The 14,680-nt window shown below is 50.4% G+C and carries 10 protein-coding genes; 8 read left to right on the plus strand and 2 right to left on the minus strand.

Annotated elements, in window-relative coordinates; all coding sequences use genetic code 11:
- Window positions 1-411 precede the first annotated feature (411 nt).
- A complete protein-coding gene (mqnC, locus tag NSS79_RS09110) occupies window positions 412-1,548 on the plus strand; it encodes a cyclic dehypoxanthinyl futalosine synthase (RefSeq protein ID WP_342439101.1) in 1,137 nt (378 codons plus the stop codon).
- 268 nt (window positions 1,549-1,816) lie between these two features.
- Window positions 1,817-6,196 (plus strand): bifunctional 2',3'-cyclic-nucleotide 2'-phosphodiesterase/3'-nucleotidase, encoded by a 4,380-nt coding sequence (locus NSS79_RS09115; RefSeq protein WP_342439102.1) that lies wholly within the window; start codon window positions 1,817-1,819, stop codon window positions 6,194-6,196.
- 235 nt (window positions 6,197-6,431) lie between these two features.
- Here NSS79_RS09115 and NSS79_RS09120 read toward each other — a convergent pair whose 3' ends face one another.
- A complete protein-coding gene (locus NSS79_RS09120) occupies window positions 6,432-6,614 on the minus strand; it encodes a hypothetical protein (RefSeq protein WP_038588359.1) in 183 nt (60 codons plus the stop codon).
- 440 nt (window positions 6,615-7,054) lie between these two features.
- Here NSS79_RS09120 and NSS79_RS09125 point away from each other — a divergent pair, with 440 nt between their 5' ends.
- Both NSS79_RS09125 and NSS79_RS09130 read left to right on the plus strand, forming a co-directional pair.
- Window positions 7,055-7,897, plus strand: a complete 843-nt coding sequence (locus tag NSS79_RS09125; protein WP_342439103.1) for an SPFH domain-containing protein — start codon at window positions 7,055-7,057, stop codon at window positions 7,895-7,897.
- A 12-nt stretch (window positions 7,898-7,909) separates the two neighbouring features.
- Window positions 7,910-8,080 carry a toxin-antitoxin system HicB family antitoxin gene (locus NSS79_RS09130; RefSeq protein WP_038588362.1) on the plus strand — a complete coding sequence of 57 codons (171 nt, stop codon included), beginning with the start codon at window positions 7,910-7,912 and terminating at the stop codon, window positions 8,078-8,080.
- An 805-nt stretch (window positions 8,081-8,885) separates the two neighbouring features.
- On the opposite strand, the gene NSS79_RS09135 is transcribed toward NSS79_RS09130, so the two are convergent.
- A complete protein-coding gene (locus NSS79_RS09135; RefSeq protein ID WP_340899475.1) occupies window positions 8,886-9,887 on the minus strand; it encodes an IS110 family transposase in 1,002 nt (333 codons plus the stop codon).
- A gap of 260 nt (window positions 9,888-10,147) precedes the next feature.
- Here NSS79_RS09135 and thrS point away from each other — a divergent pair, with 260 nt between their 5' ends.
- From thrS to liaF, 4 genes are all read left to right on the plus strand, one after another.
- Window positions 10,148-12,085: a threonine--tRNA ligase gene (thrS, locus tag NSS79_RS09140; RefSeq protein WP_342439104.1), complete on the plus strand. Its 1,938-nt coding sequence runs from the start codon at window positions 10,148-10,150 to the stop codon at window positions 12,083-12,085.
- A 109-nt stretch (window positions 12,086-12,194) separates the two neighbouring features.
- Window positions 12,195-13,049 carry a 3D domain-containing protein gene (locus NSS79_RS09145; RefSeq protein ID WP_342439105.1) on the plus strand — a complete coding sequence of 285 codons (855 nt, stop codon included), beginning with the start codon at window positions 12,195-12,197 and terminating at the stop codon, window positions 13,047-13,049.
- 126 nt (window positions 13,050-13,175) lie between these two features.
- Entirely contained in the window at window positions 13,176-13,316 is a 141-nt protein-coding gene (locus tag NSS79_RS09150; RefSeq protein WP_179091822.1) for a hypothetical protein, read from the plus strand.
- Between the two features lie 275 nt (window positions 13,317-13,591).
- Window positions 13,592-14,680: a cell wall-active antibiotics response protein LiaF gene (liaF, locus tag NSS79_RS09155; protein ID WP_342439106.1), complete on the plus strand. Its 1,089-nt coding sequence runs from the start codon at window positions 13,592-13,594 to the stop codon at window positions 14,678-14,680.

Below are 14,680 nucleotides of genomic sequence, written 5' to 3' on the forward strand. Positions count from 1 at the left end.
CGAGGGGTTATACCCCTAGAGCAAACCACCCGTTGGACGGGTGGTCCTGATTGTATGTAGAAGTAAAAAATGTAAAAAGTGGAGTGAAAGGTAGAAGTGCCTCTGAATTTGGCGTATGTGGGCAATGTAGCGGCATAAGCGGTAAAAGTGCGTTTGAATTCACCGTATGCCCGCTAAATGGCGGAATGAGAGATTGAACACCTTAGGAGCGCCAGCAAACTTCCAGATGAAGCTGCGAAGTCCATGCCCTACTTTGAGGGAGGATTTTGCCTCGGCTGAGGAATCGCGTGTACGCAAAAAGTTTCTCAAGCTGCCCGGATTGTGATACGATGAAGAAACGAGCTTATTCAAATGTTATACAAATTTAATTCATCCATCATACTAAATGGGCTTAAGAGGAGGCTGCGAACGATGAGTGCGATAGATCTTATTCTGGATAAGACGCTGAAGGGCGAACGTCTTCAATTGGAGGACACTATCCGGTTGTTCGAGAGCAACGAAATTGAGAAAATGGGCGCTGCCGCAGATATTATTATGAAACGCTGGCACCCGGACCCGCTGGCCACATTCGTGATCGGCCGCAATATTAACTACACCAATGTGTGCGATGTATACTGCCGTTTCTGCGCATTTTACCGCAGACCCGGATCCGAGGAGGGCTATGTGCTTCCGGATGAGACCATCTATCAAAAAATTGCCGAAACCATAGCCGTAAACGGTACGGAAATCCTCATGCAGGGCGGCACAAATCCGAATCTGCCGTTCAGCTACTATACGGATCTGCTGCGTGGCATTAAGCAGCGTTTCCCGGAAATTACGATGCATTCCTTCTCCCCGGCGGAGATTATGAAGATGAAGGAAGTGTCCGGCCTTTCTCTGGAAGAGGTAGTGCGGGAGATTCATGCCGCAGGACTAGATTCGCTGCCAGGCGGTGGAGCGGAAATTCTTGACGACCGTACCCGCCGCAAGATCAGCCGGCTGAAAGGCTCCTGGCGTGAATGGATGGACGTCATGCAGACCGCACATAAAATCGGCATGAACACGACCGCAACGATGGTTATTGGCCTGGGAGAGAGTATGGAAGAGCGCGCGCTTCATATGCTACGTGTGCGTGAAGCTCAAGATGAGTGTATCGCCAATAAATATGACTCCGAAGGGTTCCTTGCCTTCATCTCCTGGACATTCCAGCCGGACAACACCAACCTGAAGCTGGACAGACAGACGCCGGAGGAATACCTGAAGACGGTAGCCATCAGCCGGCTTGTGCTGGATAATATCAAGAACTTCCAATCCTCCTGGGTAACGATGGGTCCTGAGGTTGGCAAGTTGTCCCTGCAATACGGATGCAATGATTTCGGCAGTACAATGATTGAAGAGAACGTGGTTTCCTCGGCGGGTGCGACCTACAAGGTCAACATCGAGTCGATCACCCAGCTCATCCGTGAAGCGGGCAAGATCCCGGCGCAGCGCAACACACGCTACGATATCCTGCGGACGTTCGAGGATGCCAATGCGAAGATCGACAATGATTTTGTGATGCAGAACTAGGAAGCTCCGCCGATATTCTAAGTTTAATATACCTTCATATCAATGCGTTAGAGCACCTGTCCGTGTACTTGGCAATTCACGGGCGGGTGCTTTTTGCTTGTGTGCCTGCGTGGTAATAACTAACCAGCGGCTATGTCGAATCTACTAATATTTCAAGTTTTACAAAACTACTTATTAGATTTGATAAACTTCGACAGATTCCTTAACTTTGTCATGATACACTTTTTGCGGTCGGTATAAAGATACAAAGTGGGAGGATTATTAACTTATGAAAGTAACAAGATGGAACAAGCCTATCGCTTCAATACTGGCGGCCACGGTTCTTGGTGCGCAAGTGTTGGGGGGGATGTTTGCAGGTTCAGTTTTGGGAGCGGAAAAGGTTGAAGCCGCAGGTGCTGCTGCAGACTCTTCGGCCACAGTTAAACTGCGGCTCATGAGCACAACGGACGTGCATACAAATGTCTATGGCTGGGACTATTTCAAGAATAATAAATCCTTGACGGTAGGTCTGGACCGTACGGCAACATTGGTCAAAACAGCCAGACAAGAAAACCCGAACAATCTTTTGCTCGACAACGGTGATTTGATTCAAGGCACACCGCTTGGCACTTATATGGCAACCAAATCGGACATTATGACAAAGGCGGGCAAAATTCATCCGCTGATCGCAGCCATGAACGTGATGGGCTATGACGCAGCAACCTTCGGCAACCATGAATTCAACTACGGATTGGAGTATTTGGATCGGGTAGTTAATGGAAGCAAGGAAGATAGCGAAGCTACGAATGCTGATTTTAAATATGTGAATGCAAACATTTATATTGACGACCATAATGCGGATCCTGCAGATGACGTCAATGCCTATAAGCCTTATATCATCATTCCTAAGACAGTTACTGACAGCAGCGGCCAGACGCAGACGATCAAGGTGGGACTCCTTGGACTGGTAACACCGCAAATTATGGAATGGGACAAAGTGAATCTGGAAGGCAAATATATCACCAAGGATATTGCCGAAACCGCAGAGAAGTTTGTTCCCCAAATGGAGCAAGCGGGCGCAGATGTAATCGTGGCGATGGCACATACCGGGTTTGATGCATCTGCCGTGAAGGGTGATCTTTCCGAAAATGACGTCAATGCGCTGAGCAAAGTGCCGGGTATCGACGCCATCACCTTCTCCCACAGCCACAAGGTATTCCCGACCAACGGGAATGACACCCTGCTGGATGCTTCTTTTAAAGATCCCGTGACCAAGCTGCCGTACAATAACGACAAAGCGGTCATCGACAATGCAAAGGGACACATCAATAATGTTCCTGCTGTACAAGCCGGCTACGGCGGTGCATACCTGGGCATCATCGATCTCTCGGTTGTCAAAGACGGAGACAGCGGCTGGAAGGTGGATAAAGCCAACTCGGAATCCTCCACACGTTCGATCTACCGCACAGAAAACAAAGTGAACATCGCAACTGTTGCTCCGGATGCCGAAGTGGATGCGGCGGTTGCAGCCGACCATGAAGCTACAATCGCGTACACCGGCCAGAAGCTGGGCGAAACTACGGCTCCGATGAACAGCTACTTCGCTATGGTACAGGATGATCCGACAGTACAGATCGTAACCTATGCGCAAAAATGGTACGTGGAGAATTACATCGCCACCAGCGCACCTGAATACAAGGATCTGCCAATTCTCAGTGTCGGGGCTCCTTTCAAAGCGGGACGAAATGGCCCTGACGAATACACCAAAATTGATAAAGGCGATTTGACGATCCGCAGCGCCAGCGACCTCTATCTCTATGACAATACGCTGAAAGCAATTCTGGTTAAAGGCAGCACAGTCAAAGAATGGCTTGAAATGAGCGCCGGTGCCTTCAACCGTATCAAAACAGGCATTTCGACGCCGCAGTCTTTGCTTAATCCTTCTTTTGCCGTATATAATTTCGATGTAATTGACGGAATTAAATATCAAATTGATGTGACCAAGAACGCAAAGTACAAGCCGGACGGGTCTATCAATGACGCAACTTCCAGCCGGGTGACGGAAGTGACCTACAACGATCAGCCGCTGGACATGAATCAGAATTTCGTAGTCGTAACGAATAACTACCGTGCCAGCGGCGGCGGCAACTTCCCAGGTGTGAAGGACTCGGTCATGATCCTGAATTCCCAGGAAGAGAACCGTCAGGTGCTGATGGATTACATCACCACTGCCGGTACAATTGATCCAACCGCTGACAACAACTGGTCCATTGCTCCGATCAAGGGGAATGTCAACGTTACCTTTACCTCTTCACCAGCTGCAGCAGCAGTGATGACCGGGAACATTACGGATACCGGTGAGCGTGACGGACGTGATTTTGAAATCTACAATTTGAAATTGAAGGAAACCACTCCTCCGCCTACCGGGGATGTCGAGGTTCATCTTCTCGGAATCAATGACTTCCACGGCCAATTGGATACAACTTCTATGGTGGGCGATAAAAAGGCAGGTACTGCAGCTGTGCTCGCCACCTATTTGAAAGAGGCACGCGCGAAATATCCGAATTCTCTGTTGTTCCATAACGGTGACTCCGTGGGTGCATCTGCACCGGTATCCTCGCTTGAACGCGACGAGCCGACCCACGAATGGATGAACCTGATGAAATTTGATGTGGGAACCTTGGGCAACCATGAGTTCGATCAGGGTGTTGCAGCGCTGAAAACACAAATTTTCGGCGGTGTGGACCCGGTTAACAGCAAAGTTAATCATGCGGGTTCGGATTTTGATTACATCAATGCTAATGCAGTAGACAGCAAAACCGGAGAACCGATCATCACGCCTTATGTTATTAAGGAAGTTGCCGGTATCCAAATCGGCTTTATCGGTGTGGTTACCAAAGCGACGCCAAGCAAAGTATCCCCTGCCGGAACGGCTGGCGTGAAATTCCTGTCCGCTGAGGAAGAAGTTGCGGCGATTGAGAAATACGCCAAGGAATTGCAGCAAAAAGGCGTGGAAACGATCATTGTACTTGCCCATGATCCCGCTACAACTAAAAATGATGTGACCACAGGCGAAGCTGCCGATCTGGCCAACGCGCTTCCGGCCAACTCGCCGGTAGACGTTATCGTAGCCGGAGATAACCATGCGCTGGCCAATGGGGTTGTGAACGGCAAGCTGGTTGTTCAGGCTTACTCTTACGGCACCGCTTTTGAAGACATCAAGCTTGTCATTGATTCTACTACCCGTGATGTGAAGAGCAAAACGGCTGTAGTTACGACCACATTCCAGGAAAATATCACACCTGATGCCGAGACTGAGGCACTGGTGAATAAGTATCTGGCGCTTCATCCGGAGCTGACTCAGCCTGTAGGCACTACAGACGGAACGATTAACCGCAACGATGCCTACACCAAGGAATCCAATCTCGGCAACCTGATTGCCGATGCGATGCGCCAAGCCGATTTCGGTGACGGCAAAGGGGCTGCTGATTTCGCCTTTATGAATCCGGGCGGCATCCGCGCTGACCTTCCAAAGGGGAATGTGGCATTTGGCGATTTGGCCAAAATCCAGCCGTTCGGCAACACGCTGGTGAAGCTGACCCTGACCGGCGAACAAATCAAAACGCTGCTTCAGCAGCAGTGGAACGTTAAAGCCGATGGAACGGTAGATACAAAAACACTGCAGATTTCCGGTCTGAAATATACGGCCAACATGTACCTGCCGGTTGCTGACCGTGTGGCCAATCTTACCAAGGCTGACGGAACCGCGATCAGCATGACTCAGAGCTATACGGCAGTAGTCAACAATTTCATGGCTGCAGGCGGTGACAATTACAGCGTATTAACGAAGGCAAGCGCAACTTTGCCGGGACCTATTGACCTCGACGTGTTCTATGACTACGTTGTGAAGACATTCAAGGGCGGTGCCATTACTGCGGCGCTTGAAGGACGTATCGTCAATAATCTTACGGCTCCTAGCACAGGGGGAGGCGGTACATTACCGTCAGCAACACCAAAGCCTTCTCCAACCACATCACCAAGCCCGTCTCCTAGCGCAACACCTGCGCCGGCGGGAACTTCAGCGCCTAGCGCAACGCCGGTGCCGAGTGCAACAGCGGTTCCTGTATTTAAGGATCTGGGCAAGGTAGCCTGGGCACAGGAAGCGATCAGTGCTTTGGCCGCCAAAGGCATTGTCAAAGGCCTGGACGGCAACACTTTTGCTCCGGCGAAAACGGTAACCAGAGCAGAATTTGTAACCATGCTTGTTCGTTCACTGAACCTTAGCACGCCAGGAAGTGCAACGTTCAAGGATGTTAAGCAAGGAACCTGGTATTCTGAGCCGATCTCCATTGCGGTGAATGCCGGTCTTGTAAAAGGCTCCGGAGATAACCGCTTTGAGCCGGGACGTGTAATTACCCGCCAGGAAATGGCGATTATGATTGCGGGTGCGCTTAAAGAGCAGCTGCCTTCCGTAGATAAGACTGCGGTTTTGGCAAAGTTCGCCGATAAGTCCTCCATTGCCTCCTATGCCCAGGAAGCTGTTGCACAGCTGACAGAGCTTGGAATTCTGAATGGGATGGATGACGCCAAGTTTGCACCTAAATCAAATGCGAACCGTGCTCAGGCAGCGGTGATCATCTACCGCATGCTGGAGAATAAAGCATCTTAATTTCAGCTTTTACCCGGATGTTCCGCCGGCTCTCTTAGAGAGCAGCGGAACATCTTTTTTTAAAATATAAGAATTTATATGTTCACACTATAAATTATCCTTCTATTTCTCGCTGAAACGGATACCGTCCTTTTGAGAACGGCGAAGTCGTTTCCACTTGTGCCAAGTTCATTAAGAGGATATCCGGGAGAAAGTTGATCTCTGCAACCCGCTGACCGCTGCGGCTGCTCAGGGATTACTTCGCTGCAGCTTCCCACTTGCAGCGGATAGGGGAAACAATCGCATTTTCTTTCTTCAGCTCGGTGAAGGCTTTGTCAATGGCTTTGCGTTCCAGTCCCGACAGCTTTTCCACTTCACCTGCGCTAAGCGGGTTCGGCGAAGCTTTGATAATATCCAATACCTGTTCTTTAACACTCATGTCTTCCACTTCCTCGTTTGATTTTTGTGTATCACATTAGCTTTGATAGATAGATTGAATTTAAGATTTTCCCATTAGCCGAGGACGTAGCTACGGTGAATATTTGGACTTCCAGCCGCTGTTGTCGTAAGGATTTCTTGATTTAACCCGCTTGATGCGGTGGAAATCCATGACTGGTTATGCTTCCGAAGCGAGCTTTCCTATGGAAAGCTTTCAGGCGGTGGCTATCGCTCCTACAGTTCCAAAATTCCCCTCCGCGACTTGCCCTTTTGTGTAGTTTTTAAGTTCATTCTATATAGATTAGTAGTATAGGAAAATATGAGCAATAACGCAGTGATATTTTTGGGGGATAAAAAAAGTAGGTGAGAAAAAGGATTTACATATACAACCAAAAGTGATATCATAATCATATCAAATACATATCTTATGGAGGTATCTTTATGAAAGAGAAAACATTGCGCCCGGTCAGCGGTTTTTGGGTTGTCGCTTTAATTGTCATTTGTTTAGGCGGAGGCATTTACGGTGCGTCTCAGGAGTATGTGGCGGTACCGCTCATCCTGTTCGCTCTAGCTGCTGTGCTGTGTACGAGTATTACAGTAGTTCAGCCTAACAAGTCAGTGGTAGTGACCTTCTTCGGACAATATGTCGGAACCATTTCAAGCAGCGGTTTATGGGCGGTTATCCCGTTCAGCATTCGTAAGACGGTATCGCTTCGCGTACGCAACTTCAACAGCGTCAAGCTGAAGGTGAATGATGTGGAAGGCAATCCGATCGAGATTGCCGCTGTTATTGTGTTTAAAGTGATCAATTCGGCCAAGGCGTTGTTTGATGTAGATAAATATATGGCTTTTGTGGAAATCCAGAGTGAGACGGCTCTGCGGCATGTAGCAAGCAGGTATCCCTATGACAATTTCAACGAATCAGGAATGTCACTGCGTGCCAATGCGGATGAAATTGCCAAGGAGCTGGCAACCGAACTGCAGGAGAGATTGTCCTTATCCGGTGTAGAGGTCATTGAAGCCCGGCTGACTCATCTGGCCTATTCTACGGAGATTGCCAGCACGATGCTCCAGCGCCAACAGGCATCCGCTATTCTGTCTGCCCGCCAGATTATAGTGGAAGGCGCAGTTGGAATGGTCGATTTGGCCATCCGCCAGCTTAAAGAAAGCGGAGTCGTTGAGCTTGATGAAGAGCGCAAAGCGGCGATGATCAACAATCTGATGGTAGCGATTGTGTCGGAGCGCGGAGCGAGTCCGGTCATTAACGCCGGCTCGTTGTACTAGAGGCGGTTCATCATGGCGGCCAAAAAAAGCTTTCCGCTGCGGATCGATCCTGAGCTCCATGAGGCGCTGGAACGCTGGGCGGCAGAGGAATTCCGCAGCGTAAACGGACATATAGAGTACCTGCTGCGTGAGTCTTTGAAGCGTTCGGGCCGCTTGCCGGGAAGTAAACGCCGGGAAGAATAATATAGCTTGCGGAATTTCGGGCAGGCTGCAGGCTTGACGGAAGATGAGGACAGATTTATAATTACTCCATAATTCACGTTATCAGCTCCGACAAAGACATGGACCGTTAGCTCAGGACCGCTTCAGAGAGAGGAAACAAGGCTGCAAGTTCCTCCGGTATCCGGCTTCCGATTTACCCCTTTGTAGCTGCGGTTATGAACTCCCGAATGCTGCTTGTTGAAGACAGCCGCTGAGGGACAGTAAGAACCGCCGGTTCATGGCCGTTATTCCCATGCTGACGAAGGATGTAATCCCGTAAATGGCTGCTTTTAATTTAAGGTAGTTAGCCGGGAGGAATCGAATTTGGGTGGAACCACGGGTGCAATCACTCGTCCCTTTGCGGGACGGGTGTTTTTTGTGTGCGTGGATCATTCCGTTCCGAAGCAAATGCTAACAAAACTTTGATGGGAAAATAACGCGGACAGACGAAGTGACTTTTACGGGTTCTTGTCCAAACGAATCGCTCCCTTGCGAGGTGACCGCTAAAAAAGGCAATAGGATGCCCGGGAGGCTTAAAAAGCTCCTTTTAAAAAGGGCTATAGGGAGGGCCCCGGCTTCTGAACGGTGTACCCGAGTCGTTGCAGTTGGCGGATTAAACGATCTTCGGAAGAAATCGCATTTCGCCCAAGTAAATAGTCGGTACCAAGCTCCCGGTAAGGATCATTCGTTCTCAAGATGTGATAGGCGATGACGAGTAATTTATGAGCGAGGGCAACAATGGCTTTGGGTTTACCCCGCCTGCGGGCGAGGGCCCAGAACTTTGCCCCTAAAAACGTTCGGGTTTTACTGGCGGCCCAAGCGGCTTCGACGAGTGCGCTGCGAAGTGCGGAGTTGCCTTTGAGGGTAGCCGAACTTTTTTTTTACCGGCGCTTTCGTTACTGCCTGGACTGAGTCCGGCCCAGGAAGCAAGATGGGCAGCGGACGGGAACACAGACATATCGATCCCGAGTTCTGCGACGAGAATCTTGGCGGTATGGGGACCGAGACCGGGAACGCTCTGAAGGAGCTGAAGCTTCGGGAGATGAGGAGCAAAGGCGATGTCCATCTCAGCCTCCAGTTCAGCAATAGAGGATTCCAGAAAGGCCAGATGCTTCAAGGAATGGGAAATCATTTGGCGGTGGTGCTTGGTAACGCGCCCGTTCAAGGCGGCGGTCAACTCCGGAAGTTTGGCGCGAAGCTTGCCTTTAGCCAAGTCGGCGATCACGTCAGGTTCGAGGACCTCGCCATTGACAATGGCTTGAAGCATAAGGCGACCCGAAACACCAAAGAGGTCGGAGACAAAACTGGAGAGTTTGATATTAGCATCCTCAAGTACCTTGTGAATGCGATTGCGTTCGGAAGCCTCGTGGCCTTTGAGTTTTTTGCGGTAACGGGTCAAATCACGGAGGTTGCGGATCTCTTGAGGCGGCACAAAGCTGCTGCGAATGAGATCGCAGCGATGAAGCTGGGCCAGCCACTCCGCATCCTTGACGTCGGTCTTGCGTCCCTTGATATTCTTGACATGAGCCGCATTGGCGACGGTCAAGGAACAGGAATCTTGAAGGACATTGAAGACGGGTTTCCAAAAGACCCCGGTACTTTCCATCGCGACGTCGGTGCAGCCTTCGTGCTCCAGCCAATCGGCGAGGGAGAGAAGACCGGAGAGGACGGTAGGGAATTCGCGAATCTGTTTGGTGGGTTTGGTGTCTAAAGGTCCTTTGAGAAGACAGGCGACAATCGTGGCTTGATGAACATCCAGGCCGGCACAGCATTGACGAATAGCATCCAAAACAAAACATCCTTTCTTGGCAGGGCTACGGGCCGTCCGATCCAGTGAAATTTGATGGAGGTGCTCGGGGCAACAATACATTGTACTCGAAGACGGCCGTATTTCAATTTAGGAGTCGAGGTCGTACACACAATAAGTTTACCGACTTCACCTGTCCTGCTTAGTATCTGGTATGTACAGGATGCTTGTCGGTTAAACCTCAAGCCTATTTTCATAACACATTGTGCCCGCAAGGGCATTAAAATTTAGGAGGAATAACAATGTCAGTAAGTATCAAGCTACCGGACGGCTCGGTCCGGGAATACGCCGATGGCAGCAGCATCGATGATGTGGCCGCCTCCATTAGCAGCGGACTCCGCAAGAATGCCGCAGCGGGCAAAATGAACGGGATTGTCGTAGATTTGTCGACTCCACTGCAGGAAGACGCGCTGGTGGAAATTGTAACGCTGGATTCGCCGGAAGGCCTTGAAGTTATGCGCCACAGTACAGCCCACTTGATGGCCCAGGCGGTCAGACGCCTATTCGGCACAAAGGAAGTCAAGCTGGGAGTAGGTCCGGTAATTGAGGATGGTTTCTATTATGATATGGATCTGGAGCATCCGCTGAATCCCGAGGATCTGCTGAAGATCGAGAAGGAAATGGATCGCATCGTTTCCGAGAATCTGCCGATTGTACGCAAAGAGGTTAGCCGCAAGGAAGCGCTGGATCGCTTTGGCGAGCTGGGCGATCCTTACAAGCTGGAGCTGATCGAAGCGCTGCCTGAGGATAGCGTGATTACTATTTATGAGCAGGGCGAATTCTTTGACCTGTGCCGCGGCCCGCATCTGCCGTCGACTGCGAAGATCAAAGTGTTCAAGCTGATGAATGTGGCCGGTGCTTACTGGCGCGGCGACAGCAAGAACAAAATGCTTCAGCGAGTATACGGCACAGCCTGGCTTAAGAAAGCACAGCTGGACGAGCATCTGCATCTTCTGGAGGAAGCTAAGAAACGTGACCACCGGAAGCTGGGCAAGGAGCTGGAGATCTTTACATTTAACCAGCTTGTTGGACAAGGTCTGCCGATCTGGCTGCCGAAGGGCGCTAAGCTGCGCAGCATTCTGGAGCGTTATATTGTGGATCTGGAAGCAAGCCTTGGCTATCAGCATGTGTACACTCCGGTGCTGGGCAACGTAGAACTCTACAAAACTTCCGGCCACTGGGAGCATTATCAGGAAGATATGTTCCCTAAGATGACAATTGACAACGAAGAATTTGTGCTTCGTCCGATGAACTGCCCGCATCACATGATGATCTATAAGAGCTCGATGCACAGCTACCGTGATCTGCCGATCCGTATTGCCGAGCTTGGCATTCAGCACCGTTACGAAATGTCCGGCGCATTGACCGGTCTGCACCGTGTACGCTCCATGACCTTGAATGACTCCCATATTTTCTGCCGCCTGGACCAGATCAAGAGTGAGTTCACACGCGTGCTTGAGCTGATCAAGCAGGTGTACAGCGATTTCGGGATTTCCGATTACCGGTTCCGGTTGTCCTACCGTGATCCTAAAGATACTGAGAAATATTTCCCTAACGATGAAATGTGGGAGACTGCTCAGCGGATGCTGCGCGAGGTTGTTGAAGAAGCGGGCCTGCCGTTCTTCGAAGCAGAGGGCGAAGCCGCCTTCTACGGTCCGAAGCTGGACGTTCAGATCAAAACAGTTCTGGGTAAGGAAGAAACATTGTCCACTGTGCAAATCGACTTCCTGCTGCCGGAGCGCTTTGAGCTTGAATATGTAGGCGATGATGGTCAGAAACATCGTCCGGTCGTGCTTCACCGCGGAATTCTCGGCACCATGGAGCGTTTCGTAGCGTTCCTTCTGGAGAATTTTGCCGGTTCGCTGCCGCTGTGGCTTTCCCCGCAACAGGTGAAGATTATTCCGGTATCCTCTGCTTTTGACGAATATGCCAAAGAAGTGGAAGCGAAGCTGCTGAAGAGCGGCATCCGGGCTGAAGTGGATCTGCGCAACGAGAAGATGGGCTATAAGATCCGTGAAGCCCAACTGGAAAAACTTCCATATATGTTCGTCGTGGGAGAGAACGAGATGAACGCGGGATCCGTCTCCATCCGCAAGCGTGGAGAAGGCGATATCGGCGCCCAGCCGCTGCAGGAAGTTATTGAGTCCCTTGCCAAAGAGATCGCCGAGCGTGTAATTTAGTCACCTGATATGAACCTCTGTCATAGGCCCCATGAAGCCGGAACCTGGTGCTTCATGTATAAAATTTTGTGAAACGGGAAACCTTCGCTAATAGGGGGAGGTTTAAGAAATGAACAAAATGGGCTTATGTCAGAGGTTTTGGTGTCTATTCGTTACCATCGTGCTTATGCTGGCTGCTGCGGATATCTATCCGGATTATGGACGCAAGTCGGTTGAGGCGAGCGGGACGGGAGACACTGCCAATCCGCTAAACGTCCGTATAACGGAGTCAGAGGCTTCTCAAAATACAAAGGATCCAGCTGTTTTTACAAGTGTTCGCAATACCAAGCAATCAGAGGTGCTGGCTACCGGCCGCGTGATCCTGCATTCTCAGGAGACGATCTCCAGCGGAGCATCCTCACTCGGCGGCGCCTCAAGAGCAACGCGCCCTGCCGCAACACAGGCGCCTCAGCCAGCGGAAGGAACGGAGGGCCGCAAGAAGACCAATGCTGCTTCCAAGCTGCCGGCCACCGTGCCTGTAGCCGCACCGGCGCCGGAGCAGATCATCACTTCGCTAAAGGTCATGGCAACCGGCTATACGGCCGGATTTGAGTCTACAGGCAAAACCTCAAAGCATCCGCAATACGGGATCACGTATTCAGGTGTCAAGGTGCGCAGGGACAAAAATACCGTCTCCACCATCGCAGCGGACCCGAAGGTTCTGCCGCTGGGCAGCATCCTTTATATTCCGGGTTATGGCTACGCTGTTGTTGCAGATACCGGATCGGCGATTAAAGGACGGAAGATTGACTTATATTTTTCCACTACCAAGCAGGTGTATAAGGAGTGGGGCAAAAAAACAGTTGTGGTCCAGCTCATCAAACGCGGGAACGGGAAATGCACGGAGAGCATGCTGAAGAGTCTCAGCCGGGCGATCCAGACATACAAGACCGTTCCGCAAGACCTGCTGGAGGAAATCGTTTAAACGCAATTACGGACGTTAGGCAGTTTGAATTCTTTTTCACTTGGGGATGCATAATACAGCCCTTCACTTCCCATAATACGGACTGGGGCAAAACACTTGCCTCTTCCGAAAAGGGAGGTGAATTCCGTGGCTAAAAAACCAAAGGTACAAGAAAACTACAAAACACCGAATGAAAAATACAATGCTGAGTTTGCTGTCGAGAATGACGGCGCAACAAAGCAAAGCAACAACACGTTGTCCAAACCGGCCCAAAAACCGCAGCAGTAATGCGGTGATGGACTCTGGGTTACATCTAAAAGCAATGAAGCAGGCTGTCCCGATCACGCTCATATTGAGCTGAGGGGCAGCTTTTTTTGCGGCTTTAAAGAGTAGCCATTGAAATAATCCATGAAATTTCTTACTATTAATACCAATGGACTCCGTCCAGAGACTGAGGCTTATTTACTTCTCGCGCCGCTGTTCCCCGCACCAGTATTCCTGTAGACTAAGGCTATAAGAAACGGATCACATGATTGCTATAACAACTAAAGGGGAAATGGATTATGAAAAGAAGGTTCACCAGCCAGGTACTTGGCGGTCTGATCCTGATTGGACTCGGCGCAGTGTTCCTGCTGAGGCAGATGGGTTATACCGATTTCAGCATAGGATCACTAATTTCTGACTACTGGCCGGTTATTCTCATTTATATGGGTGTGCAGCGTTTACTATCCACCGACGATCATCAATCTAAATTTTCATCAGCGCTTGGCGGATTTTTCTTTCTGGCGCTTGGGGTCTTTTTTCTGGGGCGCAACTTGGACTGGTTCGATGTTTCAGCAGGCGACTTTTTTAAATTGCTGATACCCGTCATGTTGATCGGCGGAGGACTGTTTGTGATCTTCAAGCCGCGTAATGCTACACCACCGGTACCTCCCGTACCGCCAGCACCGCCAGCGCCGCCAAGCTTCTACCCGCCGGGCCAGGGTTCACCGGATGCCACGCCTCCAAAGCCGCTGGAATCGACGCTGGATGAGCAGTTTGAGCAGAAGTTCGGCAAACCTGCCGGAGAGCGTGACTGGAATGAATATTTAAATAAAGACACTAATGAAGACGAGATTGACCCTAAGGATGGCCGTTTTCAATCCGCTGCGGAATCGCGCTGGCAGGAGAACCGGGAACGTCATGAACGCAGACGGCAGGAGCGCCAGGAACGGCATGCCCGCAGACACGGCGAGTGGCATGAAGAGTTTCACCAGACAGAGGATCATAAGGAAACGACGAACCGGTCTGCTTTTATCGGAGATGTCCATATGGGACGTGAGCATTTTCAATTGAAGCATACCAACGTTTCGCAATTTATCGGTGACACGGTGCTGGACCTGACCAATGCGCAAATTCCTTACGGGGAGACGAAGATTAATATTTCCGCGTTTGTCGGCGACATCAAAGTGTATATTCCGGATGATATGAATCTTGGGGTATCTGTGACCAGCAGTTCCTTTATCGGTGACATGCAGGTACTGGAGCAGTCGCGCAGCGGGTTTATGAGCAATGTGCAGTGCAAGACACCTTATTACAAGGAAGCAGGCAAAAAGGTCCGTATTAACGTGAGTGCTTTCATCGGCGACATTAAAGTCAAAACGGTAGGTTAA

It is taken from the genome of Paenibacillus sp. FSL L8-0436, assembly GCF_038593025.1.
In the GTDB taxonomy this organism is placed as follows: Bacteria; Bacillota; Bacilli; order Paenibacillales; family Paenibacillaceae; genus Paenibacillus_AQ.

Bases quoted from the DNA above. Each gene is read 5' to 3' on its own strand.
- liaF (WP_342439106.1), top strand. From the start codon at position 13,592: ATGAAAAGAAGGTTCACCAGCCAGGTACTTGGCGGTCTGATCCTGATT.
- NSS79_RS09115 (WP_342439102.1), top strand. From the start codon at position 1,817: ATGAAAGTAACAAGATGGAACAAGCCTATCGCTTCAATACTGGCGGCC.
- NSS79_RS09120 (WP_038588359.1), bottom strand. From the start codon at position 6,614: ATGAGTGTTAAAGAACAGGTATTGGATATTATCAAAGCTTCGCCGAAC.
- thrS (WP_342439104.1), top strand. From the start codon at position 10,148: ATGTCAGTAAGTATCAAGCTACCGGACGGCTCGGTCCGGGAATACGCC.
- NSS79_RS09145 (WP_342439105.1), top strand. From the start codon at position 12,195: ATGAACAAAATGGGCTTATGTCAGAGGTTTTGGTGTCTATTCGTTACC.
- NSS79_RS09130 (WP_038588362.1), top strand. From the start codon at position 7,910: ATGGCGGCCAAAAAAAGCTTTCCGCTGCGGATCGATCCTGAGCTCCAT.
- NSS79_RS09125 (WP_342439103.1), top strand. From the start codon at position 7,055: ATGAAAGAGAAAACATTGCGCCCGGTCAGCGGTTTTTGGGTTGTCGCT.
- mqnC (WP_342439101.1), top strand. From the start codon at position 412: ATGAGTGCGATAGATCTTATTCTGGATAAGACGCTGAAGGGCGAACGT.